The organism is Stenotrophomonas sp. YJH_SMC_82, assembly GCF_059368875.1.
Genome location: NZ_JCAFSE010000003.1, coordinates 20791 through 47036, shown reverse-complemented (window position 1 = coordinate 47036; position 26246 = coordinate 20791). Strand labels below are relative to the sequence as shown.

At 67.1% G+C, this 26246-nt stretch carries 22 protein-coding genes and 7 tRNA genes; 12 read left to right on the top strand and 17 right to left on the bottom strand.

What is annotated here, in order from left to right; translation table 11 throughout:
• Positions 1 to 17: 17 nt before the first annotated feature.
• The 4 genes from AC5P53_RS12915 to AC5P53_RS12900 all read right to left on the bottom strand — a co-directional run bounded on the left by AC5P53_RS12915 (position 18) and on the right by AC5P53_RS12900 (position 4802).
• Positions 18 to 1451, bottom strand: coding sequence for a DcaP family trimeric outer membrane transporter (locus AC5P53_RS12915; protein ID WP_049440969.1), 1434 nt, complete (start codon positions 1449 to 1451; stop codon positions 18 to 20).
• Between the two features lie 525 nt (positions 1452 to 1976).
• A complete protein-coding gene (dsbG, locus tag AC5P53_RS12910) occupies positions 1977 to 2819 on the bottom strand; it encodes a thiol:disulfide interchange protein DsbG (RefSeq protein WP_032957294.1) in 843 nt (280 codons plus the stop codon).
• Positions 2820 to 2849: 30 nt separating this feature from the next.
• Complete coding sequence (locus AC5P53_RS12905) at positions 2850 to 3653, bottom strand: redoxin family protein (protein ID WP_049440971.1); 804 nt, start codon at positions 3651 to 3653, stop codon at positions 2850 to 2852.
• A gap of 81 nt (positions 3654 to 3734) precedes the next feature.
• The gene (locus AC5P53_RS12900) at positions 3735 to 4802 is read right to left on the bottom strand and encodes a GlxA family transcriptional regulator (protein WP_180834939.1); all 1068 of its coding nucleotides are present in this window, start codon (positions 4800 to 4802) and stop codon (positions 3735 to 3737) included.
• 186 nt (positions 4803 to 4988) lie between these two features.
• On the opposite strand from AC5P53_RS12900, the gene AC5P53_RS12895 reads away from it, so the two are divergent.
• The 7 genes from AC5P53_RS12895 (at position 4989) to AC5P53_RS12865 (ending at position 6302) form a co-directional block, all read left to right on the top strand.
• Positions 4989 to 5387 carry a heavy metal-responsive transcriptional regulator gene (locus AC5P53_RS12895; RefSeq protein WP_014647531.1) on the top strand — a complete coding sequence of 133 codons (399 nt, stop codon included), beginning with the start codon at positions 4989 to 4991 and terminating at the stop codon, positions 5385 to 5387.
• Between the two features lie 78 nt (positions 5388 to 5465).
• Positions 5466 to 5541: transfer RNA gene (locus AC5P53_RS12890), tRNA-Ala, on the top strand.
• A 54-nt stretch (positions 5542 to 5595) separates the two neighbouring features.
• Positions 5596 to 5671: transfer RNA gene (locus AC5P53_RS12885), tRNA-Glu, on the top strand.
• Between the two features lie 186 nt (positions 5672 to 5857).
• Positions 5858 to 5933, top strand: a tRNA-Ala gene (locus AC5P53_RS12880).
• A 49-nt stretch (positions 5934 to 5982) separates the two neighbouring features.
• Positions 5983 to 6058, top strand: a tRNA-Glu gene (locus tag AC5P53_RS12875).
• A 45-nt stretch (positions 6059 to 6103) separates the two neighbouring features.
• Positions 6104 to 6179: transfer RNA gene (locus tag AC5P53_RS12870), tRNA-Ala, on the top strand.
• Between the two features lie 47 nt (positions 6180 to 6226).
• A tRNA-Glu gene (locus AC5P53_RS12865) sits at positions 6227 to 6302 on the top strand.
• 101 nt (positions 6303 to 6403) lie between these two features.
• Here the strand turns inward: AC5P53_RS12865 and AC5P53_RS12860 are convergent.
• Positions 6404 to 6820 (bottom strand): GNAT family N-acetyltransferase, encoded by a 417-nt coding sequence (locus tag AC5P53_RS12860; protein WP_014647532.1) that lies wholly within the window; start codon positions 6818 to 6820, stop codon positions 6404 to 6406.
• 76 nt (positions 6821 to 6896) lie between these two features.
• Here AC5P53_RS12860 and AC5P53_RS12855 point away from each other — a divergent pair, with 76 nt between their 5' ends.
• Positions 6897 to 7853 carry an SOS response-associated peptidase family protein gene (locus AC5P53_RS12855; protein ID WP_014647533.1) on the top strand — a complete coding sequence of 319 codons (957 nt, stop codon included), beginning with the start codon at positions 6897 to 6899 and terminating at the stop codon, positions 7851 to 7853.
• A 123-nt stretch (positions 7854 to 7976) separates the two neighbouring features.
• Here AC5P53_RS12855 and AC5P53_RS12850 read toward each other — a convergent pair whose 3' ends face one another.
• Positions 7977 to 8357 (bottom strand): response regulator, encoded by a 381-nt coding sequence (locus tag AC5P53_RS12850; protein ID WP_032957303.1) that lies wholly within the window; start codon positions 8355 to 8357, stop codon positions 7977 to 7979.
• Positions 8358 to 8489: 132 nt separating this feature from the next.
• On the opposite strand from AC5P53_RS12850, the gene AC5P53_RS12845 reads away from it, so the two are divergent.
• Positions 8490 to 8575, top strand: a tRNA-Leu gene (locus tag AC5P53_RS12845).
• A 305-nt stretch (positions 8576 to 8880) separates the two neighbouring features.
• The gene (locus AC5P53_RS12840) at positions 8881 to 10320 is read left to right on the top strand and encodes a GGDEF domain-containing protein (RefSeq protein ID WP_241887474.1); all 1440 of its coding nucleotides are present in this window, start codon (positions 8881 to 8883) and stop codon (positions 10318 to 10320) included.
• On the opposite strand, the gene AC5P53_RS12835 is transcribed toward AC5P53_RS12840, so the two are convergent.
• Positions 10317 to 12143: a methyl-accepting chemotaxis protein gene (locus AC5P53_RS12835; protein ID WP_241887472.1), complete on the bottom strand. Its 1827-nt coding sequence runs from the start codon at positions 12141 to 12143 to the stop codon at positions 10317 to 10319. The two genes, AC5P53_RS12840 and AC5P53_RS12835, sit on opposite strands and share 4 nt — an antisense overlap.
• A gap of 580 nt (positions 12144 to 12723) precedes the next feature.
• On the opposite strand from AC5P53_RS12835, the gene AC5P53_RS12830 reads away from it, so the two are divergent.
• Both AC5P53_RS12830 and AC5P53_RS12825 read left to right on the top strand, forming a co-directional pair.
• Positions 12724 to 13812, top strand: a complete 1089-nt coding sequence (locus tag AC5P53_RS12830) for a DUF5694 domain-containing protein (RefSeq protein WP_241887470.1) — start codon at positions 12724 to 12726, stop codon at positions 13810 to 13812.
• Positions 13813 to 13874: 62 nt separating this feature from the next.
• Positions 13875 to 14165, top strand: coding sequence for a putative quinol monooxygenase (locus AC5P53_RS12825; RefSeq protein ID WP_046431272.1), 291 nt, complete (start codon positions 13875 to 13877; stop codon positions 14163 to 14165).
• A gap of 306 nt (positions 14166 to 14471) precedes the next feature.
• On the opposite strand, the gene AC5P53_RS12820 is transcribed toward AC5P53_RS12825, so the two are convergent.
• The 10 genes from AC5P53_RS12820 to AC5P53_RS12775 form a co-directional block, all read right to left on the bottom strand.
• Complete coding sequence (locus AC5P53_RS12820; RefSeq protein WP_014647539.1) at positions 14472 to 16661, bottom strand: PAS domain S-box protein; 2190 nt, start codon at positions 16659 to 16661, stop codon at positions 14472 to 14474.
• Between the two features lie 207 nt (positions 16662 to 16868).
• Positions 16869 to 19256, bottom strand: a complete 2388-nt coding sequence (locus tag AC5P53_RS12815) for a Tex family protein (protein WP_100450266.1) — start codon at positions 19254 to 19256, stop codon at positions 16869 to 16871.
• A gap of 207 nt (positions 19257 to 19463) precedes the next feature.
• Positions 19464 to 19679: a hypothetical protein gene (locus AC5P53_RS12810; protein ID WP_005410085.1), complete on the bottom strand. Its 216-nt coding sequence runs from the start codon at positions 19677 to 19679 to the stop codon at positions 19464 to 19466.
• A 750-nt stretch (positions 19680 to 20429) separates the two neighbouring features.
• Positions 20430 to 20882 (bottom strand): hypothetical protein, encoded by a 453-nt coding sequence (locus AC5P53_RS12805; protein ID WP_049408098.1) that lies wholly within the window; start codon positions 20880 to 20882, stop codon positions 20430 to 20432.
• A complete protein-coding gene (locus tag AC5P53_RS12800; RefSeq protein WP_241887467.1) occupies positions 20879 to 21082 on the bottom strand; it encodes a PspC domain-containing protein in 204 nt (67 codons plus the stop codon). Before AC5P53_RS12800 ends, AC5P53_RS12805 begins: the two co-directional genes overlap by 4 nt.
• 64 nt (positions 21083 to 21146) lie before the next feature.
• Positions 21147 to 21515: a YfeK family protein gene (locus AC5P53_RS12795; RefSeq protein WP_032956112.1), complete on the bottom strand. Its 369-nt coding sequence runs from the start codon at positions 21513 to 21515 to the stop codon at positions 21147 to 21149.
• Positions 21516 to 21548: 33 nt separating this feature from the next.
• Entirely contained in the window at positions 21549 to 22616 is a 1068-nt protein-coding gene (phaC, locus tag AC5P53_RS12790; protein WP_046431281.1) for a class III poly(R)-hydroxyalkanoic acid synthase subunit PhaC, read from the bottom strand.
• Positions 22613 to 23677 carry a class III poly(R)-hydroxyalkanoic acid synthase subunit PhaE gene (gene phaE, locus AC5P53_RS12785; RefSeq protein ID WP_241887465.1) on the bottom strand — a complete coding sequence of 355 codons (1065 nt, stop codon included), beginning with the start codon at positions 23675 to 23677 and terminating at the stop codon, positions 22613 to 22615. The genes phaC and phaE overlap by 4 nt, the downstream gene beginning before the upstream one ends.
• A gap of 22 nt (positions 23678 to 23699) precedes the next feature.
• Positions 23700 to 24314, bottom strand: coding sequence for a CDP-alcohol phosphatidyltransferase family protein (locus AC5P53_RS12780; protein ID WP_014647547.1), 615 nt, complete (start codon positions 24312 to 24314; stop codon positions 23700 to 23702).
• 455 nt (positions 24315 to 24769) lie between these two features.
• Positions 24770 to 26131: an MATE family efflux transporter gene (locus tag AC5P53_RS12775; RefSeq protein ID WP_111206948.1), complete on the bottom strand. Its 1362-nt coding sequence runs from the start codon at positions 26129 to 26131 to the stop codon at positions 24770 to 24772.
• Positions 26132 to 26246 lie beyond the last annotated feature (115 nt).

Below are 26246 nucleotides of genomic sequence, written 5' to 3'. Positions count from 1 at the left end.
CGTACGACCGCTGGCGTCTATTTGATGAAGTTGTATTGCAGGCTGCCCTGCACCCGGACCGTGTCGCCGCGTGCGCCGCCCTGCTGTTCCAGCCGGCCGTACAGCAGCTCCATGCCCATCGTCCAGGACGGCGCCGGGCTCCAGATCAGGTTGAACACGCCGTAGCGGCTCTGCCGGAATGCATCAGCGGCGAGTGCGGCGTTGCGCTCCAGGGTCAGCTGGCCAAAGATCAGGTTGGAGCGCCACAGCGCGGACCAGTAATGGGTGTAGCCGACGAAACCGCCGTGCAGGTCCAACGCGGCGAGGCGGCCGTCGGCGCCGACCACTGCGTCCAGTCCGGAGCCGGTCAGGTCGGCGGTGTAGCGACTGAGGCCGCGCCCGCCGAGTACGCCGAACAGCAGCAGGTCGCGCTCGCCCACTGACGCCGAGCCGCTCAGCTGCAGGCCACCGGCCATGCGCCGGTCGCGCTCGCCATCGCCGTCGTAGGCCAGGCTGCGTGCCACCGCGCCCAGCTGCAGGTGGCCCCAGTCGCGCTCCAGGCGCGCGGTCACGGTCACATCGGGCAGGCGGTTGACTGCCGTGCGAGCATCGCTGGCGCCGGCGAGTTCAGTCTTCGGGTCTTCAGCAGCGACGGTCAGGGTGTTGCCCTTGCCTATCGCAAAACTGTGGTGGATGCCCGCCACCAGCAGGTATCCGGCGCCGCCCGGCCCGGCGAAGTCAAGCGTATCGGGCAGGCTGTCCGGGTCCATGAAGCTGGAGTAGCCATAGCCGGCATAGGTGTTGCCAAGCTGTCCATAGGCGTGTCGCAGGCGGAACTCATACCCCTCACTGCTGCCGAAGAAATCGTTCTCCAGGTAGAAACGCAGGTTGCCGTGCGTGGTCGGGCGCCGCGCCTCGAAGCTGAAGCGGGTCTGCTTGGCATGGATGTTGAAATTGGAGACATCGCGATGGCTGCCACCCACCGGCATCGACGACGGAATGAACTGATCTTCGTCACCGGCCGCACGCGAATCGGCAATCGCATCGAGCTTGGCGTAGCCACCGATGCGGATCACCGTATCGGTGCCTGGAATGGCGAAGAATCCTTTCAGATCGGGGTCGGTCGGACCGGCTGCACTGTCGGGACGCGACGCCGCCGTTGAGGGATCGGCCACCGATTCGCGCTGCGGCAGCACCGGTTGCGCCACGCCCGGCACCTGGGTCGGGTGCAGCATGCTGGCGCTGCCGCCCGCCGTTGCTGCCGGGGTCGGGGCCTGCGCCACGGCGGCAGGCGCTGAGCCCTCGCGCTGCTCAAGCCGATCCAGGCGCTGCTGCATGCCTTCCAATGCCTGGCGCATGGCAGCGATTTCCTGCCGCAACGCCTGCGCATCTTCCTGGCCATGCTGCTGCGCATACGCTGGCGCGATCGCCAGTGCGGTCGAACAGGCCAGACTCAGTACCGCCAAGCGCATTGCATCCTCCCTGGACAAACACTCGCAGCGCGCTGGCCGGATACAGGCGCACAGTGCCCTGGCCTCGCGTTGCCGTTGCTGGAAATGCGGATACTGCGTTGACGACACCGGCCAGCCTGCATCCGGCAGGCAACAGGACGATGACACTGCCCTGCCCGCACCGGTGTCGAGCCCATCAAGGCCGCGCTGCCAGAGAGGTGGCGACCGCAGCGGTCTGGGTAACAATCGGGGAGTGAGAGTGTCGTGAATGGCTGTGCCGACCGCCCTGGTTCAAGCCATGTCTGGCGCGGCATCCATGGCGCGTTGACGCTGTATTCCATGCGTCAACAGGCTAATCCGCCTGTCGTTTTTGACCTTGATTGGAATCAAGGCGCGATGCTTGATGTCAGTCACGATTCAGATGTGACGACGAACAGCTGCTGCGCAGCCCTGCTGCCCTCTCCGCCCGCCGCAGGAGCGCCGAATTGCAACAGGCCCGCATGCTGCCATGCGGGCCTGTCGGTTACATCACGACGTTGGCGGCGATCAGCGCGGACCCAGCACCGTCTGCAGGTCGGCGCCCTGCGGCAGGCCCGCGCGACGCTGCACCTGCCCTTGTGCATCCTGGAACAGGATGCCCGGCGTGCCCTGGAAGCCCATCTCGATCATCAGGACCTGGTTGGCATCAAGCTTGCCTGCGATCTCGCGACTGATGCTCGGTAGCGCCTTGATGCCGCCACGGTCGAACTGGTGCTCATTCTCCAGCAGCGCCGCGCTCGGATCACGCGCCGCGAGGATGGCGGCGGCCTTGGCCGGGCTGTCCTCGCGGATCACGCCAACCATGATGTGGCGCAACTGCACCTTGCCGGCGTCAACCCACGGACGCGCCGCTTCCCAGAACTTGTGGCAGTACGGGCAGTTGGCATCGCTGAAGGTATAGACCACACGCGGTGCATCGGCCTTGCCGTCACGCACCCAGGCGCTGGCTTCCAGCTTGGTCCACATCTTGGCCGACATCGGTGCAGCGACCAGCTTCTCCACCGCCTCGGCGGCCACATCGTTGCCTTCGGCATCGAACAGGCTGCCCACCAGCACATGCTTGCCGTCGGCGGTCACGTACGCGGCGGCGGGCTGCTGCCCCCCCACCACGCCGGCGAAGCCACGCAGGCCACCCGGTGCATCAAACTCGGCAACGACTTCGAAGCCGTGCTTCTCGATGCCTTTCAGCACTGCGGGACGGTCACCCTTGGCCGCGGTGGCCGGAGCGCCGGCGGCCGGCGCTGCCGCCGTCTTGCCCGGCGGGGTCTGGGCCTGGCTGCAGGCGGCCAATGCCAGCATGACCGGCAGCAACAGCACCGCCGGAGCGATGCGCAGGGAAGTCGACAACATGGGAACTCCGTAATGAGATGCCCGCGCAGGCTACCGCAGCCGGCGCAGTTTGTGTTCAAGACCCGCCGCGGTCAGTTCGCCAAGGTGCAGTTCACGCAGGCGACCTTCGGCGTCGAAGAACAGCGTCGACGGATAGGCCTGCACACCCAGCACGGTTGACGCCGAGGCGGTATCGTCCAGCAGTACATTGCCCAGCCAGAGCTGTTCGGATGCAATGAAACCCTTCACTTCGTCCAGGGTTTCCCCCTGGTTGAGGAACACGAACTGCACGTCGGTGTGGGTCTGCTGTGCGGATGCCAGCACCGGCATCTCGCGCCGGCAGGGCCCACACCAGCTGGCCCAGAGATTCAGCACCAGTGGCTTGCCCCGGAACTGCTGCAGGTCGATCACGCGCCCCTGCAGATCGGCCACCTGCACCGCCGGCAGCGGCATCCGCTGCTCCTGCCAGGCTGACAGCAGGTGGCTGCCCACCACCCACGACACCACGCCCACCAGTGCGCCCGCCAGCACCGGCGCACGCAACGCGCGCCAGAGCCGCAGCCGCCAGGTGCCCCACGCCAGGCCCGCAGCCAGCACGACTGCAAGGTGATACCCACCGTCGGCGATCTGCAGGATGCTCCACGGGGCCTCACGGTAAAGCGCGAAGTTCAAGGCGACGAAGCTGATGCGTCCGCACAGCAGGCCGATCAGCAACATGTCCAGAACCAGGCTGGCCGCGGAAGGCACTGCCATCCCGTCTTTCCGACGCGGCCACAGGCGTGCTACCGCCATGGCCAGCAGCACGCACATCAGGATCAACACCACCGGCATCGGTACCGGTCCCACACTCGACATCAGCCCACCTGCCCCATCATCCGTTACCTGCATGGTCGAAGCGTCGCGCCCAGGTTGCAAGCGCGACGCCTACTGCAGGCATCAGGCCACGCTGCGCGGCATCTGCATGCCGGGCGCCGGTTGCAGCCCGCGCAGGCTGCCTGCCACCGATGACAACAGCGGCCGCTCGCGCCGCTTGTTGTGGACCAGCCGGCGATAGTTGGCCGGCGTCATTCCAACAATGCGCAGGAACAGACGACGGAATGCGCTCTGGTCGGCATAGCCCACGCCCCAGGCCACTTCATCGATGCCCGCCCCCTGCTGCAACAGCGTCTGCGCCTTGGCGATACGCAACCGCTGGCAATACTCGATCGGGCGCAGGCCGGTGGCCTTCAGGAAGCGCCGCTGCAGGGTGCGCGGCTCCAGCCCGGAAATCTCACAGATCGCACCGAGCGTGGCGCCGCGCGCAGCGGTGGTATGCAGCCAGCGTTGCGCCTTCAGTACGTCGCGATCGCCGTGGGCGAAGTTGGCACTGAAACGCTCGAGATCCTGCTGGATCGCCGCCGGAACCGTGATCCCCAGCTGCTGCGCCACGGAACTCGCCACGCCCTGGCCGTGCAGCCGGTACAGCAGGCGCAGGGCGAGGAAGCGCCAGGCCTGGGAACCGGCCACCGTCAGCAGGTCGCCGTCATCGACCAGCGCGCGCTCGCTGGGTACCCAGCTGGCCGACTGCCCCTGCAGGCCCGGATGGCGCCCGAGGTCCGGACCACTGACGGTGCGCCCAGCCAGCAGACCGGCGCGTGCCAGCATGCTGACACCGTCGCTGGCGGCAGCCAGCAGACTGCCACCGTCGTAATGCGCGCGCAGCCAATCCAGCAGCACCTCATCGGCGCGCAGGCAGACGCCCTGGCTGATCTGGCCAGGCACGGCGATCACGGCGGGGATGTCCGCCTCGAGCATCTCCGCGCCGGCAATGCGATGCACGCCGGTCTGGCTGGCCGGCACGATCCAGCGGGTCACCAGGACACGCTTGAACGGACGGCGCTGCTGCTGGGCAAGCCGGTTGGCGACATGTGCCATCTCGGTCAGCACGGAGGCGGCCGACGGGTCGCCTCCCGGGTATTCGACCACCGCGACCTCGACGAATCCTTCGTTCCTGAATCCTTCCACAGACCATCTCCTCGGTTCGTTGCAGGCCGTCCAGCGGCCGGTTCAGGCGCAGGGTAGGAACTGCCACGACGGTGGGGCTATGAAGAAAGTTGCAAAGTGCGCTGAATGCGCCGTCAGCGACGAGACCTTGACCCTGGACCAGACTCAAGGCTTCACAATGAGCGGCAGCATCCGCAGGAATCCGCCATGAACATTGGTCAACTGGCACGCCGGGCCGGCGTGCCGATCGATACGGTGCGCTACTACGAACGCCAGCAGTTGCTGCCCACGGCGGCACGCTCGGCCGGGGGCTACCGCATCTTCGGTGAGCAGGACCTGCGCCGGCTGCGCTTCATCCGCCGCGCCAAGACGCTGGGCTTCAGCCTGGAAGAAATCGCCGAACTGCTGGCGCTCAGTGACCGCCACTCACAGGACATGGGCAGTGTGCGCGACACGGCGCAGGCCCGGCTGCAGGACATTGCACAACGCATGGCCGAACTGCAGCGCATGCACACCGCGCTTTCTCAGCTGGTCGACGCCTGCCCCGGCCACGGCACGCTGGATCAGTGCCCGATCCTGGCGGCGCTGACCGACGACGCGGCATAGCAACGCGCGTGAAGAAAAGTGCAACAAATGCTTGCCAACCCCCGGGGGCAAGGCTATTATTTCGCTCCTCAGCGACGTGGGGCCATAGCTCAGCTGGGAGAGCGCCTGCATGGCATGCAGGAGGTCAGCGGTTCGATCCCGCTTGGCTCCACCAATCTTTCGGCATTAGGCCGTCGAAAGGTCGCTAAAGAACATTGATGAGAATTGCGTCCCCATCGTCTAGAGGCCTAGGACATCACCCTTTCACGGTGGCGACCGGGGTTCGAATCCCCGTGGGGACGCCACTCATCACGAACAACGAGGACCCGGCCGATAACCGGGTCTTTTTTGTTCACCGCCTACCGGCATTCAGGTTGTGGCGTTGCGGTTCCCCTGCCCTCGTGGCGACGGTCGAACCGGAACGAAAAAAGTTCAAAAAAAAACTTCCACAAACGTGAACACGCAGGTATGATAGGCGGCTCGGTAACACGGGGGCCATAGCTCAGCTGGGAGAGCGCCTGCATGGCATGCAGGAGGTCAGCGGTTCGATCCCGCTTGGCTCCACCACTTTCGACATTAGGCCGTCGAAGGTTCTACAACTTGAAGTTTTTCGTGCGTCCCCATCGTCTAGAGGCCTAGGACATCACCCTTTCACGGTGGCGACCGGGGTTCGAATCCCCGTGGGGACGCCAGTTTCAAAACGGACTCTGCTCCCGGCAGATCATCCGGAGTTTCATGGGGCCATAGCTCAGCTGGGAGAGCGCCTGCATGGCATGCAGGAGGTCAGCGGTTCGATCCCGCTTGGCTCCACCACTTCGACATTAGGCCGTCGAAGGATCTACAACTTGAAGTTTTCGTGCGTCCCCATCGTCTAGAGGCCTAGGACATCACCCTTTCACGGTGGCGACCGGGGTTCGAATCCCCGTGGGGACGCCAATTCTTGAAAACCCCGACTCCGGTCGGGGTTTTTCTTTGCCTGTGATTCCTGGGAAGGCCCTATCCACGCATGGTGTGGATGGCTTCACCCCGATTACGGCTCAGAACCGCCGATACATCCCGATCGATGCCGGTGCCGTGGGCGCGAAACCAAACTGTGCGTACAACCGATGCGCCTCGCCATCGGCCAGCAGGCTGACGTACGCCGATGGCGGCAGGTTGGCCTGCATCCAGCCATCCAGGCGCCGCATCACTTCCTTGCCCAGGCCCTGCCCCTGCAACCGCGGCAGCACCGCGATATCACAGACCTGCAGGTGGCAGCCGCCATCGCCGACGATACGGCCCATCGCCACCAGCTCAGTGCCCTGGTAGGCACATACGCCGAACAGCGTATTGGGCAGCGCGCGGGCGGCCGCTTCGCGGGCCTTGGCACTGAGGCCTGCAAGCACGCGCAACCGGCAGTAGTCCTCGACCGTGGGCACGGCTTCGCGGAACTGGCAGGTGATGGAATCAGTCATGCGGCATCTCCAGATGGGTCGGGCTATCCTGCCGCATCCACGTCGCAGCCGCTGCGACCCAGGCCCCCAGAGTCCCATGTGCTATTCCGCCCTGATCCGCGCTGACTACGCCAAGCTGGTACGCGAGTTCGGCGCCATCCTGTCGCTGGAGGAGTTCGCCGAACTGTACGCACACGATCCAGGCAAGAAACGGCCGAAGACGCCGAAGGCGATGGATGACGGGTTCGCCGGTGCGCGTACCGAACAGGGCCGGGCCATCGTGGCGAAGATCCAGCAATGGCATGCGCAGGAGCAGCAGGCGCTGGAGGCTGAACTGGTCCGGCAGCGCGAACGACGCGATATTGCCCACGCCACGCTGGCCACCCGGCCCACGCAGAAAGCGCGCAATGACCTGCGCGTGGCCGGCAACCGCATCGAGCGCGCGCAGGCCCGGCTGGACGACCTGCATCGGGTACAGCTGCTGCCGCGCGACAACCGCATTTTCCCCGGCACCTACGCACCGGTGATGGTCAGCGAGAACGGCCGGCGCGTGATCAAGCCGATGCGCTACCAGTGCCGGTTGCCGGACAAGCCGGCGCGCAACGACGTGCTGTACCCCGGCACCTACAACGCGCGGCGCGACAGCCTGGAAGGTTACTGGCGGGGTGCGTTCGGACTGCGCCACGGCGTGGTGGTGGTGCAGGCGTTCTACGAGCACGTGCCCCGCCACGCCATCGCCGGCCGCAGCCTCGGTGCCGACGAAAAGGAGCAGGACGTGGTGCTCGAATTCCGCCCCGATCCACCCCGCGACCTGCTGCTGGCCTGCCTCTGGGCGGAATGGGAAGGACCGGAAGGCCGCCTGCTTTCGTTTGCCACGATCACCGACACACCGCCCAGCGACGTCGCCGCTGCCGGGCATGACCGCGGCGTGGTACCGATCCGCAGGGAACACCTGGACGCCTGGCTCAACCCCGAACCGGATGATCTGGCGCGCCAGTACCGCATCCTCGATGACCGCGAGGAAATCCGTTACGTGTACGAGGAAGCGGGCTGAGCGCCGGACGCGAATGAAAAACCGCGCGTGGGCAGGGCTCCTGGATCAGGGGTTGCCGCCGCGCATCGCAGACGTGAGGATTCAGCCCCCGCAGCTTCCCCCTGCCGGTGCGTGGCGAGCGGCTCAGGCCTTGGCGCTGGAGCGTCCCACCGCACGCGCCAGCGCCCGCGACAGATCGGCCGACAGGTACGGCTTGACCAGCAACAGGCCGGCCAGCATCGGCGCAGGCAGCTGCTCGGCCAGCATCCCGGTGGCCAGCACGAACGGAATGCCACGCGCCGAAAGCGCTGCAGCCACTGGTTCACTGGTCTCGTTGCGGGCCAGCCGGTAATCCAGCAGGGCCACGTCAGGAGTGCTCTGCTCCAGCAGCCGCAGGGCCTCGGACACACTCGCGGCAAGCCCGACCACAGTCGCACCGGCATGCACCAGCTGCATCTGCAGCAGGGCCGCACTCATCTCGTCGTTCTCGACCACCAGCACCCTCAGGTCCTGCAACACTGTCATCAGCTACCGCTCCTGGAGGCAATTGCACGTCGGGAGTATAGCTACCAAGGGGCCAATGCCGACAGGAACCGCCCTGATAGGCTCTCCTACTAGGCATCTCCTGCCGACCTCGGTTACACTCGCACGCTGCCTGCCGGTGTGGCGGAATGGTATACGCAGCTGACTCAAAATCAGCCGGGGGTGACCCCATGAAGGTTCGAGTCCTTTCACCGGCACCACTGCATCAAAGGCCAGGTCCATGACCTGGCCTTTTGCATTTCCCGGACCGGAGCGCCGGCACTGGCGAGGATGCCCCAGCATGCCCCTCCCACGCTTGCCGACATACTGCGCGCCCATCGCCACGTGCGGGGGCAGCCCCGCGACGTCTGGACGTACGCCCACGGCAACGCCGTCGTGTCACCCCGATGAAACGAAAATGTGACAGCCGACAAGGTTGCGAATAGCACTAGCGCACACTTTTCTTGCCAGCCTCACCTACTTCTGCCTATCGTGATCCCAGCCGGATCTGGGGGCGGGGGAATGCATGACGTTGCGTGCGGCACTGTTTTTCATGGTCACGCACGCGCTCGTCATTGCCTTGATCGGCCCGCAGGACCCGGTTGGCTCCTACCTGATGCTGATCACCGCCCCCCTTCTGGCCGCTCTGGCCTGCGTGCGACGCGCGCGCGACAGCCAGGCGGCCTGCAAGTGGCGAACGCTGGGCGCTGCCGTCGGCCTGTTCTCGCTGGCCCTGCTGGCCCTGCTGTATCGCAATGTGGCCGGCCTCAGCCCTGCGCAGATGACCGCCTCGTCGCTGATCCTGTATGTGTTCTACCGGATTCCGCTGACCTACGTTGCCGCCAGCCCAGGCGGCGGCAACCGCTGTATCCGTGCGGTGGACCTGGCGGTCATCGCGCTGCTGTGGTTGCTGTACTTCGTGCATACGCGGGCGATGGCACACCTCAACACCGCATTGTGGACGCAATGCCTGCACACCCTGAGCAACGTGCAGAACAGCCTGGTGTTCTGCTTCGCGCTGATCCGCTTCCTGGCCGAGGACAATGCCGACCGCCGCGACTTCTTCCGCACGTTGACGATCTACGCGCTCGGCTACTTCCTGATGGCGCTCTACATCAATAACTGGCAGCCGCAGGTACCCGATGGTGGCTGGGGCGACCTGCTGATCAGCGGGCTGTTCGTGCTGCTGGCAGTGCTGGCCGGCAGCACGTACCGCCCACCGGCGGTGGCTGTGCCGCGCAACCTCCGCCGCATCGTCGATGCCGGCGTGCCGCTGATGCTGCCGTTGCTGCTGATGATGGTGGCGCTGCTGGTGGCACGCCTGCAGCCGACCCTGGCCACCGTGGGGTTCATCGGTGCCATGCTCGGCCATGCCCTGCGCAGCGTGCTCACCCAGGTGCAGATCCAGCGTGAGCGCGACGAGCTGGCGCTGCTGGCCCGGCGCGATCCGTTGACCGGGCTCGGCAACCGGCGCAACTTCGATGAAGCGCTCGGCAGCGCGCACGGCCGCGCCCGTCGCCAGGGCGTGGGGCTGGCGGTGCTGATGATCGATATCGACCACTTCAAGCGACTCAACGACACCTACGGGCATCCGGAAGGTGATCGCCGCCTGCAGGCGGTCGCCGCGATCCTCGACGGCTGCCTGCAACGCGGTGATGACCTGCTGGCCCGCTACGGCGGCGAGGAGTTCATCGCCGCCCTGCCCGCGCCCGACATCGGCCACGCCCTGTGCCTGGGCGAGCGCCTGCGCGCCGCCGTGGAAGCCGCCGCCCTGCCCGCCGCCCAGGCCCACGTGACCATCAGCATCGGCGTGGCCTGGCAGGCCGCGCATGATGAGGGTGACCCGCGCAGCCTGGTCGAGCGTGCCGACCAGGCCCTGTACCGGGCCAAGCATGCCGGCCGCAACTGCGTGCACGCCGCCCCGGCCGTCGAGGCCGGGGAACAACACGCCGACCGCCGCGCCTAGACCGCGCGCAGCACCGCCGCACCATGCAGGTGCCCCGCCCCACCCTGCACGCGGAAGCTGGCCACCGTCTGCAGCAGCTGCGCCGACTGTTCTTCCATGCTGCGCGCCGCGGCCGAAGCTTCCTCGACCAGCGCGGCGTTCTGCTGGGTGCCCTGGTCGATCAGATCGACGGCATGGTTCATCTGCTGGATGTCGTCGCTCTGCTGCTGCGCGGCCGTGCTGATCTCGGACATCAGGTCGCTGACCCGGCGCACGTTGACCACGATCTCGTCCATGGTGCGGCCGGCGCTCTCAACCTGCGCGGTACCGGCACCGACATTGGCCACCGACGCATCGATCAGCTGCTTGATCTCCTTGGCGGCACTGGCCGAGCGCTGCGACAGTTCCCGGATCTCGGTGGCGACCACGGCGAAGCCACGCCCGTGTTCGCCCGCACGCGCGGCTTCCACCGCGGCGTTCAGTGCAAGGATGTTGGTCTGGAAGGCGATGCCGTCGATCACGCCGATGATGTCGACGATGCGCCGCGAGGACGCGTTGATCACCGCCATGGTTTCCACCACTTCGTGCACTACGTTACCGCCGCGCGCGGCGACATCGGCGGCACCACCAGCCAGCTGACTGGCCTGCCGTGCGTTGGTCGCGGTGCGCTGCACGGTCTCGGCCAGGCCCTTCATCGACACCGCGGTCTCCTCCAGCGACGCTGCCTGCTGCTCGGTGCGCTGCGACAGATCGCTGTTGCCCTGCGCGATCTCGGTGGCGCCGACGGCGATGGTGTCAGCGGCGAACTTGATCTGGCCGATGATCGCGGCCATCGCCTCGACCAGCGAATTCACCCCTTCGCACAGCTCGGCGATCGGCCCGTTCTTGTCGGCGGTGGCCACGCGCCGGGTCAGGTCGCCCTCCTTGGCGGCCGCCACCACTTCACGGGTCTGCGCCACGGCACGCTGCATGGCCTGGTTCTCATGCACCTGCGCGGTGATGTCGGTGGCGTACTTGACCACCTTGAACGGCTTCCCGTTGAGGTCCAGGATCGGGTTGTAGGACGCCTGGATCCAGACCTCGCGTCCGCCCTTGCCGAGGCGCCGGTACTGACCGGCATCATATTCGCCACGGCCGAGCTTTTCCCAGAACTGCCGATACTCGGCACTGCAGCGATACTCAGGTTCGACGAACAGCGAGTGGTGCTGGCCACGCACATCATCCAGGCTGTAACCGGTGGCAGCCAGGAAGTTGTCGTTGGCCGACAGGATGCGGCCATCCATGCTGAACTCGATCACCGCCTGCGACTTGTCGATCGCCGCCAGCTGGCCGGCCGAGTCGGCCGCCTGCAGCTTCTGCGCAGTGATGTCAGTGGCGAACTTGACCACCTTGTACGGACGCCCCTGCCGGTCCAGCACCGGGTTGTACGAGGCCTGGATCCAGATCTCGCGCTGGTTCTTGCCAAAACGCCGGTACTGGCCCGCGTCATATTCGCCACGACCCAGCCGCGCCCAGAAGTCACGGTATCCGGCGCTGCGCGCCTGCTCGGGGTCGACGAACAGGGAATGATGCTTGCCCTGGATCTCCTCCAGCCGGTAACCCATCGCCTGCAGGAAGTTCTCGTTGGCCTGCAGGATGGTGCCATCGAGGGCGAACTCGATGACCGCCTGGACCCGGTGCAGCGCCGCGACCTGCGCCTCCAGCTCGGCACGGCCATCGGCCGCCGCCTCGACGTCGCTGCGGTGCTGCGGTGCCAGCGCGCCCAGCAGGGCGCGCCACGGCGACCAACGGGTATGCAGCTCGGCCGGCGCCTGCGCGCCCGCCGTAAAGCCTGGAATGAGCATTGTCTGATCCTCGGTGTCCGGTAAGCGGTTGCGACCCGACGGGCGGGATGCCCGGCGGCAACTTCAGTTGCTTGGGACTACAGGTACCGGCAGGCACCCCTCGAGCGGCTGGCAAGAACGTCTGGTGCGGGTGCGATCGGCATAAGGAGCGGCGGAACACACAGCGCGGGCCGCCCGTCGGGGGCAGCCTGGGGTCCTGCAGCGGGCGACTTGAGCGGGATCCAGAGGGAATATCGGCGACGCGATCGGTGGCTTTAGCCGGATTCCGCGACGTCCGTCGCATCTTCAGATGCTGCTGCAGGGATGCGGTAGACAATCGCGATGCACTTCACATTCTGCTCACGCGCGACAGGGGCACCGCCGAGCGGTTTCGCCAGGCGCCGGCTGGGCAGGTTCTGCTCGGCACCGGGTGTCGTCAGGGCATATGTCGCGCGTTGTCGCCGTCACTGGGCATAGCCTTGCCCGGCACGCGGATGCAGTTCAAGCGGAAAAGGTTTGCATGACCAACGGGAGATCCGATGGCAGATGAAACTGGCCAGCATGCAGCGAACCGCAGGACGCTCACTGACACGGAGATCGCATGTTCCCACGCCTGGCCAGTTTCCTCATCCTGGGCCTGTGCAGCAGCGGCGCCTTCGCTGCCGACGCCACCTACCGCCCCAGCTTCCATCCCGACCAGCTGAAGGGCCCGCCTGCCGGGCGCCCGAACGAAGTGCTGGTACTGGGCACCCCCCACTTGTCCGGCCTGCCCAAGTCCTTCCAGCCCGCCTTGCTTGAACCGTTGCTGCAGCGACTGGTCGCCTGGAAGCCCGAGCTGATCGCCACCGAAGACCTGCCAGGCCTGCAGTGCGATTTCATGCGTCGCTACCCGGCACGCTATGCGGAGAGCGTGGCCACCTACTGCTTCGACACCACCGCTGCGCAGGCTGCGACCGGACTGGACGTGCCTACGGCGAACACCCAGGCCGAGCACCTGCTTGCGACCTGGCCGGACGAGCCGACGCCCGCCCAGCGTCGTCGGCTCGCAGCATTGTTCCTGGCAGCGGGTGAACGCGGCTCGGCGCAGGTGCAGTGGCTGCGCCTGCCTGCGTCCGAGCGCAAAGGCGGTGATGGACTGACACCTGCCTTGGTCGAGATCCTCGAAAAAGGCTTGGTTCGCCGCAATGAAACCCACCTGATCGCCGCCGAGGTCGCCGCCCGCCTCGGGCAGGAACGTCTGTGGGCCGTGGACGACCACACGGCCGATTCGCCCACGCCCGCCGAGGATGAAGCGGCGGCCAGCGCGGCCATCACCGGTGCCTGGAACAATACGCACTCGCGCGCGCGGCGGGAGGCCGATGAACGCCTCGTGGCCGATCTGGACAAGCCCGGCGGTGTCATGGCGCTGTATCGGGACTACAACAGCCCGGCGGCGGCGATGGCCGCCTACCAGAGCGACTTCGGCGCGACGCTCGTCGAGCCGTCCTCCAAGGCGTTCGGCCGGATGTACGTCGGTTACTGGGAAACCCGCAACCTGCGCATGGTCGCCAACATCCGCGACGTGCTGAGCCAGCATCCTGGCAGACGCATGCTGGCCATCGTGGGTGCCTCGCACAAGGGCTACTACGAGGCCTACCTCAATCAGATGCATGACGTGCGGCTGGTCAGTGCGGACACGGTATTGCGTTGACGGGAACAGGTGCCGGCCATGCGCCGGCGCTATCCTGCAAGGCCCGATTCGCAGGTGCCGACATGCTGAAAGTGATCGCCGAGGATTTCATCCATCCCGATGCGGTGGACACCGTGCTTCCCCTGTACCGGGAGCTGGTGGCGTGCACGCTGCGCGAGCCGCGCTGCCTCGGCTATGAACTGTTCGTCGACCAGAAGGATCCGGGCCACTTCATCTTCATCGAGCTGTGGCCCGACCGCGCCGCGCTCGACCTGCACTGTGCCAGCGAACACTTCCAGCGCCTGGTGCCACAGATCAATGCCTTCCAGTGTGCGCCGTGCCGGTTCCTGCTGATGGATGCCGTACGGGTGTAGTGCCTGCAGCGGGATGCACATGATCGCTGCGGCCATGCCGCCACAGCAACAGGCAGGCCGCAACCGTGCAGGACAGGCTCAGGACCAGCAGCGCGACTGCACCTTGCTGCAACACGGGCAACAACGCCCTTGCGTGCAGGTCGCCGCGCAGCTGTTCGGCGCGTAGACAGGCGGCCAGCGCCAGGCACCAGCCGATCAGGGCCGGAATGAACTTGCGTACCGCAACCGGGTTCCAGGCATTCATGGAGGTTACCTGCGTGAGTGGAGTGCGCGCAGTATTCGCGCGCGTCCTCTCACAGGCTGAGATCAGTCCTCCGCGGCGTCGGGATCGTCACCCGGAAGCTGGGACAACTCGCCCTGCACCTGCACGTTGTTGCGCCCCATCGCCTTGGCCCGGTAGCACTGGGCATCGGCCGCAGCCACCGCCTGGTCCACGCTCATGCCGCCGGCCAGCGGCGCGATACCGATGCTGGCACCGATCCGCAGCCGGTCCTGGTCCCACGGAATGGACAGCGCGGCCAGGGTGTGCAGCAGCTCGCCCCCGATGCGGGCCGCACGCCGCGGCGTACAACCGGACAGGATGACCGCGAATTCGTCGCCGCCCAACCGTGCCACCACGTCCGAATCGCGCACGCCATGGCGCAGCACGCTGGCCACCGCCCACAGCACGGCATCGCCGGCCAGATGGCCCCAGGTGTCGTTGACCGGCTTGAAGCGGTCCAGATCGATGTACATCAGCGAGGCAGCCTGGCCGGTGCGCTCCACGCGGGTGATCGCCTGCTGCAGGTGTACCTCGAAACCGCGGCGGTTGCTCAGTTCGGTGAGCGGATCGATCTCGGCCAGGTGGCGGGCTTCGCGCTGGCGTGCCCGCTGCTGGGTGTCGTCGCGCAGCACCCACACCGCGCCGCGCACGTGGCCTTCGTCATCGCGCAGCCAGGCGCGGGTTAGGTCCACCGGCACCGTTGCCGTGCCCAGGCGCAGCAGCAGGTCGGCGTGCAGGTCCACCGCGTTGCTCTCCGGGTCCAGCAGCACCGTCACATCCAGTACCGAGCCGGGCGCGTACTCGGTGGTCAGCGCCAGCACGTCCTGCACCTTGTGCCCGGCCAGCGACAAGGCGCCATCACCGGCCAGGGTGCGCACCGCAGCCGCGTTGGCGTAGTCGATGCGGCCATCAAGGCTGACGCTGAGCACCAGGTCGGCCACCGCATCCAGCGTGATTCGGCTGCGTTGTTCACTCTCGAACAGGCGCTGCTCGCTGCTGCGCTGGGCGGTGATGTCCTGGATCTGCGACACGAAATGCAGCGGTTCGCCATGCTCGTTGCGCACCAGCGACACCGACAGCCGCGCCCAGATGATGCGGCCGTCGCGGTCGAGGTAGCGCTTTTCCAGGTGATAGTGGCTGCGTCGCCCGGCCAACAGGTCCTGTACCAGGGCCAGGTCGGTCTGCAGGTCATCGGGATGGGTCAGGCGCTGGAAATCGACCTGCAGCAGCTCTTCTCGCGGGTAGCCCAGTATCCGGCACAGCGCGTCGTTGACATCCAGCCAGCGTCCTTCCAGCGACACCAGTGCCATGCCCAGTGCGGCGGAGGTGAACGCGCCAGCGAACTTCTCTGCCGAAAGTCGTGCTTCGGCGCGTGCCTGCAGGATCTCGGTAATGTCGATGGCCATGCCGACGTAGCCGATGCGCGTTCCATCGGCACTCTCCATGCGGCTGATCGACAGGCGTACCTGGCGTGACTGGCCATCCTTGCGCAGCAGCGTCCACTGCCGCGAGTAGGTCTGCCCGTCGGCACGCGCGCTCAGCGCCTCGAACACGCCGGGAAGATTGCCATCAGCATCAGCCAGCGGCTGCAACCACGCTTTCAGTTCGGCTGGATCGTGGAAGGCGTCGAGCCGGCGCTGGCCGACCACCTCCGCCGCGCTGTAGCCCAGCAGGCGCTCCGCCCCCGTGTTGAACAGGGTGATGGTGCCATCGGTATCGGTGGCGATCACCGCCACCTCATCGGACGCATCGACCACGGCCTGCAGGCGCTGCCGGGTCTCGGCCGCGTCCTGCCTTGCCTGCTGCAGTTCGGTGACATCGGCATGGGCACCGGCCATCCACAGCGGCTTGCCCTGCCCGTCCCATTCAAAGACCCGGCCACGGTCCTGGATCCAGATCCACTGGCCGTTCCTGTGGCGCATGCGCAGCAGGCAGGCGTAGTTGTCGCTGCGCCCTTCGAAATGGTCGTCCAGCGCTGCATCGGACAGCGCAATGTCATCGGGATGGACCAGCTTCAGGAACGTCTTCTGGCAGATCGGTTCCAGCTCATCCAGGCGATAACCGACAATCTCGGCCCAGCGCGCATTGACCCGCATCTCGCCGGTCTGCACGTTCCATTCCCAGGTACCCGCAGCGGTACCGTCGATGATCATCGCCAGCCGGCGACGCTCTTCAGCCAACGCCTGCAGGCGGCGCTCCAGCAGTCCATTGCCGTGGGTGCCCTGGCCCGGCATCACTCCGGTCCCCTGCCGGCACGGGCAGGCGCCGACCGCAGCGAAGCACTGCGGCCTGCAACGAAGACGGCGGGTCGTGCTGGCGTCATGGTCCTCCCCAGCGACAGCGGGGAGGCCAAACGCCCCCCTCAGGCGCAAGTGTGCGCAATCACGGGGAAAACCGACAAGTCCCCCGACCCGGATCAACCGTGACGGGGGGCACGATCCTCAGCTGCGCTTGGCCCGGGCAAAGGCCTCGGCCAGGGCATTGTTGGCCGGCGGCGCAGACTGGGCCGGACGGCCGCCAGCGCCCTGGCCGCGGTTCGGTCCACGGTTCTGGCCGCCAGCGTCACGGCGCGGCCCTTGGCCCTGGCCCCGCTCATCGCGCTGGCCCGGGCGGCTGGTGGCCTGGCCCGGGGTATCGTCCAGGCGCCGGGTCAGGGCGATGCGCTTGCGCGCCACGTCCACCTCCAGCACCTTCACCTTGACGATGTCACCGGCCTTGACCACGTCGCGCGGGTCCTTCACGAAGGTATCGGCGAGCGCCGAGATGTGGATCAGGCCGTCCTGGTGCACGCCGATATCGACAAAGGCCCCGAAGGCGGCCACGTTGCTGACCACGCCCTCCAGCACCATGCCCTCGCGCAGGTCCTTGATGTCCTCGACGCCCTCGGCGAAGCGCGCCGCCTTGAACTCCGGGCGCGGGTCGCGGCCCGGCTTTTCCAGTTCCTTTAGGATGTCGCGCACGGTCGGGACGCCAAAGGTGTCGTCGGTGAACTGTTCTGCCTTCAGGCCACGCAGGAAGCTGCCGTCACCGATCAGCGCCTTGATCGGGCGCGCGGTGCTGGCCACGATGCGCTCAACCACCGGATAGGCTTCGGGGTGTACCGCCGAGGCGTCCAGCGGCTGGTCGCCATCGGCGATGCGCAGGAAGCCGGCGCACTGCTCGAAGGTCTTCTCGCCCAGGCGCGCGACCTTCAGCAGGTCCTTGCGGCGCTTGAACGGGCCGTTGTCGTCGCGATGGCGCACGATGTTCTCGGCCACCGTGGCCGACAGGCCGGACACCCGGGACAGCAGCGCGGCCGAGGCGGTGTTGACATACACGCCGACCGCGTTCACGCAGTCCTCCACGCGCGCGTCCAGCGCCCGCGCCAGGCGGTACTGGTCCACGTCGTGCTGGTACTGGCCGACACCGATCGCCTTGGGTTCGATCTTGACCAGTTCGGCCAGCGGGTCCTGCAGGCGACGAGCGATCGATACCGCGCCACGCAGCGACACGTCCAGCCCCGGGAACTCCTTGGCCGCGAACTCGGAGGCCGAGTACACCGAGGCGCCCGCCTCGCTGACCACGACCTTCTGCAGCTTCGGGTTGGCGGCAGCCTTGATCGCTTCGCCGGCCAGCTTGTCGGTTTCGCGGCTGGCGGTGCCATTGCCGATCGCGATCAGCTCCACGTTGTGCTTGGCGCACAGCTGCTTGATCGTCTGCACCGACTGCTCCCACTGGCGGCGCGGTTCGTGCGGGTAGATGGTGTCGGTGGCGACCAGCTTGCCGGTGGCATCGACCACGGCAATTTTGCAGCCAGTACGGATGCCAGGGTCCAGGCCCAGCACAGTCTTCGGGCCGGCCGGTGCGGCCAGCAGCAGGTCCTTCAGGTTGTCGCCGAACACCGCGATGGCTTCGGCTTCGGCCTTTTCGCGGGCCTGGTTGAACAGGTCCAGCAGAAGATGGGTGTGCAGCTTGGCGCGCCAGGTCAGGCGGCAGGCATCCAGCAGCCAGCGGTCGGCGGCACGCCCCCGGTCGGCGATGCCGGCCTTGCGTGCCACCCGACCCTCGGCGTACTGGTGGCCCGCTTCGGCATCGCTGCCCGGGTCCAGTTCCAGGAACAGGATCTCTTCGCGGCGCGCGCGGAACAGCGCCAGCAACCGGTGCGAGGGAATCTTCGCCAGAGATTCGGCATGTTCGAAATAGTCGCGGTACTTGGCGCCTTCGGTTTCCTTGCCCTCGGCCACGCGGGCACGGATCACGCCGGTCTCGCCCAGCCAGGTGCGCAGCTCGCCAACCAACGCGGCATCTTCGCCCCAGCGCTCCATCAGGATCGCGCGGGCGCCTTCCAGCGCGGCCTTGGTGTCGGCCACCCCCTTGTCGGTATCGACGAAGGTGGCCGCGAACGTCTGCGGGTCCTGCGTCGGATCGGCCAGCAGGCCATCGGCCAGCGGCTCCAGACCGGCCTCGCGGGCGATCTGGGCGCGGGTACGGCGCTTGGGCTTGTACGGCAGGTACAGGTCTTCCAGCCGGCTCTTGGTATCGGCGGCCAGGATGTCATTGCGCAGCTCGTCGCTGAGCTTGCCCTGCTCGCCGATGCTGGCCAGCACCGCCGCACGGCGGTCCTCCAGCTCGCGCAGGTAGGTCAGCCGGGTTTCCAGGTTGCGCAGCTGGGTGTCGTCCAGGCCACCGGTCACTTCCTTGCGGTAGCGCGCGATGAACGGAACGCTGGCGCCCTCGTCGAGCAGGCCGACGGCGGCGCGTACCTGGGCGGACTGGGCACCGATCTCGTCGGCGATGGTCTGGGCGATCTGCTGGGCGAGCGCGCTCTGGGCGTTCTTGGCGTCGTGCATTGCTTCAGGTCTGAGCCGCGTTACGGGAAGACCCCATTCTGGCAACCGACGACGGAGCCGGACAAGGCATTGACAGGGGACGAGGTACAGCGGCGTAGCCGGAGTGGACGCCGGCATCCTGGCAAAGAGCGGGCCCGGACTGGCCCGGGGCTGGGATGCCGGCGCGGGCGCGCGATGGTGGGCGCGCCCTGCCGCGTGTTGCGTAGGTCAGCGGTAGTGGCGGGCGGCGCGCTGCATGACGATCTCGTCACGCATGCCTTCCAGGGCCATCAGGCGGACCTTGCCGACACCCTGCAGTTCCATGAACCGCTCCGTGTAGAACTCCGGCCCCAGCGCGGTGTCGGCGCGGGATTTGCTGAAGCCGTAGGGCACCACGCCCTTCTCGCCATCCTTGCTACCACCGACATAAAGAACGATTGCCATGTGATGTATTCCTCCAAATTGCTACTGCGTACTGCACTCGATGAGCGATGCTGCGAGCTCATCGGGGGAGAGCTTACCGCGTCGAACCTGACTGGAACGTCACGAAGGCTAATGACGATCGGTTGCATGCAGATGACTGCGGGATCGCAGCAGAATGCTTACGGATCCTTAACTTCCGGCTAACGAATCCGTGGGGGATTCCCGCCAACGGCGCAGCCCCTCGTGGGTGGTCGTGTAACGCGTTTCATGTGATTGGGCCGCGCACCCACCCCGCCCGGCCCCTGACAGTTTTTCGGGCACGTTCACCCACGGAAAAGAAAAAAGAAGATCAAAAGCAAAAACAGCTTGGCTGGCCGCTTTTTGTAGAGCCGAGCCCATGCTCGGCTGCTTTCCGGCCAGTCCGCGAAGCCGAGCGCAGGCTCGGCTCTACACGAGCAAGCGCAGCGCGCGACCCGCTTCTGCTGTTCTTTATCTCTTCCGTGGCTGGACGCGCACGGAATCTGTCAGCGGCCGGGTGGGTGGGGGTGGCGGGGTATCTGCGGCATGGGTCGGGCGCATGCGCCCGACGGGTTGGGCAGGACGCCCAACCCCGGTCTTGCCGTGTGCGCAGGACAGCGCACACGTGCAAGCCGCGGCCAAGCCCCCATGGATGGGTTCACGGCGTCCGCGCTGGCCCCACCCACCCGGCCAGCCCCCAGGAAGCAGGCATTCCGCGACCAAGCCACGAGGGGCTGCGCCGTTGGCTGGAAACTACGGCCACCAGCCGTGCCCGAACCGGGCGAAATGATCGGCCGCCCGCTCGAACGGATTGCGCGCACTCACCCCGCCACACAGCAGGTACACCGGCAGGTACAGCGGCCCCAGCACCATGTACTGGTAGACATGCGCACGCTCATGGTCGTCCAGCCGGATCAGCGGCTCCACGCCCCACCCCGCCTGATGCGCGTAGGTCCGGCAGGAAATGCCAAGATCGTGGCCCGTGTGCAGGATCACATTGCCCAAGGTGATCGCCCCACCCGGCCCCCACGGCCAGCGGTCGAACACCAGCGCGCAGTCACGCCGGCTCCAGCGCAATGTCGCGCCGCCGAGCATGCCGGCCAGCCCACCCATCAGGCCGATCAGGGTGTTGGGCAGGGTCCACACCGCGCCCAGCACCTGCAGCGCGCGCAGCCAGATCGGCCAAGGCCGGGAGGCGGTGTTCAATCGGCCTCGTTCGGCATCAGCAGCCACAGGATCAGGTAGACCAGGATGCCGGGGAAGGCCGCCGAGGCCAGCGACAGCAGCACGTAGACCACCCGCAGAAGGTTGGCATTCCAGCCGAAGCGATGGGCAATGCCACCCATCACGCCGGCGATCATGCGGTCGTTCAATGAACGCGACAGTGTCTTGGGCGTGGTGTTCATGGCGGCGGCTCCGGGCAACGGACAGGGCAGTCGAGCGTGGCTCGACTCTACACCCTGCCCATGTCTACGGCGTGCGGTGACGCAGCGCCTGCAGGCGCGCACCGAACCAGGCGGCTGCGGTCTGTTCAGGCTGCCCCGGGCACTGGATGCGATAGGGTTTGCCGCTCATGCTGCTCTGGCTGGCGGCGCGCTCGATGAACTGCTCGGCGCTGTCCACCATGTCCTTCTTCAGCAGATAGTCGTACTTGCGCTGCAGATGCGCGCGCGCATCGCCGCCGTCGTACCAGCTGCCATTGCGCTGGAACCGGCACTGGGAGCCGTCCAGGCTGGCGATCAACTGGGCGATCTCCCGCCGTGCATCCGCACTGGGTGCGGCCTGGGCAAGGGGCGCTGCCAGCAGTACCGCAAGAATCAACAAAACCCGGTACGTCATCATCCCTCCAAGTCAGTCGAGCAGGGCTCGACTCTACAGGTCGCGCGCCTTCAGCCAACCATCGATCGTGGCCGGCACTTCGCGCTGCGCGCGCCCGGACACGTAGATGCCGATATGGCCACCGCGGAAGCTGGACTCGGTGTAGTCGTCCGTGCCCAGGCGCCCGCGCATCGCGCGCGAGGCGTCCGGCGGCACCAGATGATCCTGCTCGGCGTAGATGTTCAGCACCGGCAGCGTCACCTGCGACAGGTCCACTGCTTCCTCGCCGATCCTTACCGTGCCCTTCATCAGGCCATTGGCCTGGTAGAACTGCTTGATGAAATCGCGGAACGCCTCGCCCGCCAGGTCCGGCGAATCGAAGATCCACTTCTCCATGCGCAGGAAGTCCTCCAGCGCCGCCTTGTCATCGAGGATGTCGAGCAGGCCGACGTACTTCTGCACGTTCAGGCGGAACGGCTTGAGCATCAGGTAGCTGGCGTTCATCAGGTCGGCCGGGATGTTGCCCAGCGTATCGACCAGCAGGTCCACGTCCACCTGCCGCGCCCAGTGCGAGAGCATGTTGTCGGCGGTCTGGAAATCGACCGGGGTGACCATGGTGATCAGCTTGCCCAGCTTCTGTTGGCGCAACGCTGCGTAGCACAGCGCGAACACGCCGCCCTGGCAGATGCCGAGCAGGTCGACCGGGCCACCACTGCGCACGCGCAGCGCATCGACCGCTCCGTCGATGTAGCGCAGCAGGTAGTCCTCCAGGGTCTGGAAGCGTTCGGACCGGTCCGGGTAGCCCCAGTCCAGCACGTACACGTCCTGGCCCAGCGCCAGCAGCTTCTGCACCAGCGAACGGTCGGCCTGCAGGTCGACCATGTACGGCCGGTTGACCAGCGCGTAGACGATCAGCAGCGGCGTGCGCCGGGTCGGCGCCTGCTCACCGACGAAGCGATACAGCACCACCTTGCCGTCGCGCCAGACTTCCTCGCGCGCGGTCACGCCATAGTCCACGTCTTCCACCTGCGGCAGCAGCTTCAGCCCTTCCATCAGCTTGCGCTGCATGGCCAGGCTCTCCTGCATCAGGTCATCGGCGTTGAAGCCCAATGGTCCCTTCATCGGTCACGCGCCCGAGCGGAAGCGCGAGGTGCGGCCTTCTTCGCAGATGTCCTCTTCGCAGGCGCCTTCTTTGCCGGCGCGGCCTTCTTCGCGGCCTTGCGCGCAGTTGGCTTCACCTTCGCCGGCGCCGGCTGCGCCACCGGATCGACCTCAGCGGTTCCGGCCAGCACAGCCACCTGCGCCTGCAGGCGGCGCAGGCTGCGCTCCAGCTCGGCGATGCGGCGGTGTGCGGCATCCATCTCGCTGCGGGTGGGCAGGCCGATCCGTTCACTCATCTGTTCCACCTCCCGCTGCAGGCCGGCGCGCAGGCGCATCTGCGCGTTGCCCAGCGAGGCGTACACCTGCTGGAACGGTTCGGACATGGCGACCTTGGCGTAGGCCTCCTCGGCAACTTCGATCCACAGGTCGAACATCGCGCGGGCGCTGGTCAGCTGGCTGCCGGGCTGTTCGTGCTCGGCCAGGCGCTGCTCGAACAGCGCAAAGGCTTCGTCCAGTGCCTGCTTGATCTGATCGACATAGGCGCGCGAATGCTGCTGGTATTCCTCCTGCGCACGCAGCAGGGCCTGCCAGCGCGCCTGGTGCTCGCGGCCGGGGCCGAATGCCGGGCTCTGCAGCCACGGGCCCGCCTGCAGCTGGAACTGCTGCAGCCAGGCGGCGAATTCGGGTATCGCGGCGCCGGCGTGCGTGCTGCCACGGGCGCCCTGCAGCATCCACTGGAGCATGCCGTCGCCCTGCCCCTGCACCGCCTCGCGCCAGGCCTGGGCCACATCGGCACTGCTGGCGTCGCGGCCCGCAAACCGTGCGGCGACCTCCTGCATGGTGCCGTACCAGCTGCCCGCCTGTTCGCGGAACCGGCGCACGGCATCTTCCGGCGCGCCCTGCGCCTGCTCGGGCAACAGCTGGCCCCACCAGTCGAACAACCGCTGCCAACTGCCGGGATCGTCACCGGCGGGTGCGCCGGGCGTGCTCGCATGGCGCAGGGCATCGCCCCAGGCGCCGAAATACTGCCGGGCCAGGGTTTCGAAATCGCTGCTGCCGGTGTCGTGGGCCGAGCTGGTCATCGCAGGCCTCCGCAGGGCTGGCTCATGGCTTGGGAATACGCAAGGTCTTGCTGATCATCAGCGACCCGGACAGGGCGAACAACAGCACCATCGGGTGCAGCTGCCACGGGCCGATCTGCCACTGGCCGAACCAGATGTTCTGGCCGATGGCATCGGTGCCGGCGGCAATCGCCAGTACGATCACCAGCACCAGGCTGGTCGGGATCGGGGTGCCCTCGAAATACGTGACCTTGCCCTCGTCGCCGGCGAGCGCCTCGGCAGTGACGTTGTAGCGTGCCAGGCGGCTGACGCCGCAGCAGACGAAGTAGCTCAGCACCAGCCAGTCCCATCCGCCCTGCATGCCGCAGGCATAGGCCAGCGCCGCTGGCGCCACGCCGAAGGAGATCACGTCGGACAGCGAGTCCAGCTCGCGGCCCAGGGTGGAGCTGGACTTGCGCCAGCGCGCGATGCGCCCGTCGAGGGCGTCGAAGATGAAGGCCAGCGGGATCAGCGCCATGCCGAACAGCAGATAGCCGCGCTCGCCGTCCTGCAGGAAGCGCATCGCGGCAAAGACCGCACCGGTGCCGCAGAAAGCATTGGCCAGGGTGAACCAGTCGGCCAGCTGGAATTCGCGCAGCATCGAGAAGTGACGTTTCATGGGGTCTCACGGAGCATCAAGGCCCACAGGTTACCGCGAGCGCCGCCGCTGGCGACAGCGCTGGCTCAGCCGATCCTTCACCGCCCCCTCACCCGCCGTCACCGGCGGTGAATTTTTCGCCACCCATCTTGACAGCCTAGGGGGGTGGCGCCTGTCGGGGCTTATCCACAAAGTTGCCCACGCGTAATCCACACCCCCTGTGGACAACCAGATCTCACCGACTGCGACGGTGGACATTTCCTCATCACTCTTCCGCGGGGTTTCCCTACTTCCCAAGCCGCAGAGTCGGCGCTATGGTCACCGGCGGGCCCGCCGCCGCCGCGTCCGATTCCTGGTGACGGGCGGCGATGATGCCGGATGCTTCCATCTGCCGCTGGCGCAGCGGCCCTGAAGTGGTAGAGCCGGCCGCTGGCCGGCTGCCCCGACCGTTCCGCGTTGCCGGCCAGCGGCCGGCACTACCCAGCCTGCACCCGCCGCCAGCGCTCGAAACAGAACACCTGCATCACCAGCATCGCCAGCAACCCCAGCGGCCACGCCCACCACACGCCGGCCAGCCCGTGCTGCGCCTGCATCCACATCGCCAGCGGCAGCTCCAGCAGCAATACCGCCACCATGCCCAGCAGCGCTGGCCGCCATACCGTGCCACTGCCGCGCATCACCCCTACCAGCACGGTGCTGCCGCCCATCGCCAGCACGCCCCATGCCACCGTGCGCAACTGCAGCGTGGCCAGTTCATGCGCTTCGGCAGCCACCAGGATCAGGCCGGTCAGCCAGGGCGCAAGCGCCATCACCAGCAGCACCACTGCACTCAGCATCGCCAGTCCAAGCAGCACGCCGGTGCGGGCGATGCCGGGCAGCCGTGCCGTACGCCCCGCGCCCATCGCATGCGCCGCAAGGATGGTGGCGGTAATGCCCAGTGACATGGCCGGCAGCTGCACCCAGCTCATCAACTGGTTGACCGCACCGTAGGCCGCCGTGGCCGTGTAGCCGTAGCGGTTGATCCAGCCCAGCAATACGATCTCGGCAATGGCCAGGCTGAGCATCTGCAGCGAAGACGGTACGCCGATGCGCAGCATCGCGCGGATGAGCGCGCCATCGAAACGGATGGCACGCAACTGCTCGCGCCGTGGCGCCAGGGGATGTCCTACCCGATGCCAGCGCCACAGCAACCAGCCCAGGGCCAACAATGAGGCAAACGCCGCCGATACAGCCGCACTGGCCGACCCCAGCCGCGGCAGGCCGGTCCAGCCCAGGATCAGCAGCGGCGTGCACAGCAGGCCGACCACCGTGGCCAGCAGCAGCGCCTGCAGCGGCGTCTTTGCATCGCCCACTGCGCGGCTCACGGCAGTGGCCAGCCACAGCAGGAAGAACACCGGAGCCGCCAGCAACAGCACGCGCGCGTACACGATGGACTCGCCGAGGATCGCTGCCGGCGTGCCCAGTGCCGCCAGCAGCTGTGGCGCGAAACCGCCGCCCAGGGCCATCACCAGCACCGACAACAGCAGGATCAGCGCCACCGCGCTGCCGGCCACCGCGCGCGCCTGTTGCGGGCGGCCCGCGCCCCAGGCCTGGCCGATCAGCACCATCGCGCCCGTGGCCAGGCCCATCACCAGGGCCAGCAGCAGGAAAAAGACCGGGAAGAACGCCGCGGCCGCAGCCACCGCCTGTGTGCCAAGCAGGTGGCCGAGATAGATGTTGTCCAGCGTGCCTGCGGCCAGCTGCAACGCATTGGTCAGCAGCATCGGCAGCAGCAGCGTCAGGTAGGTGCGCCACAGCGGGGGTGCTGCCGGAGGTGTCGGATGTACAGGGGGGCTCATGGGATTCTCTGGGCAAGGCGCCGCCCTGCCCGGCGTTTCCGCCAGCAAAGCAAGCACAGGGGAAGCGGGCCGCGGCCCGCGATCAGATGACGCCGTCGCTCAGCAACGGCGCGAT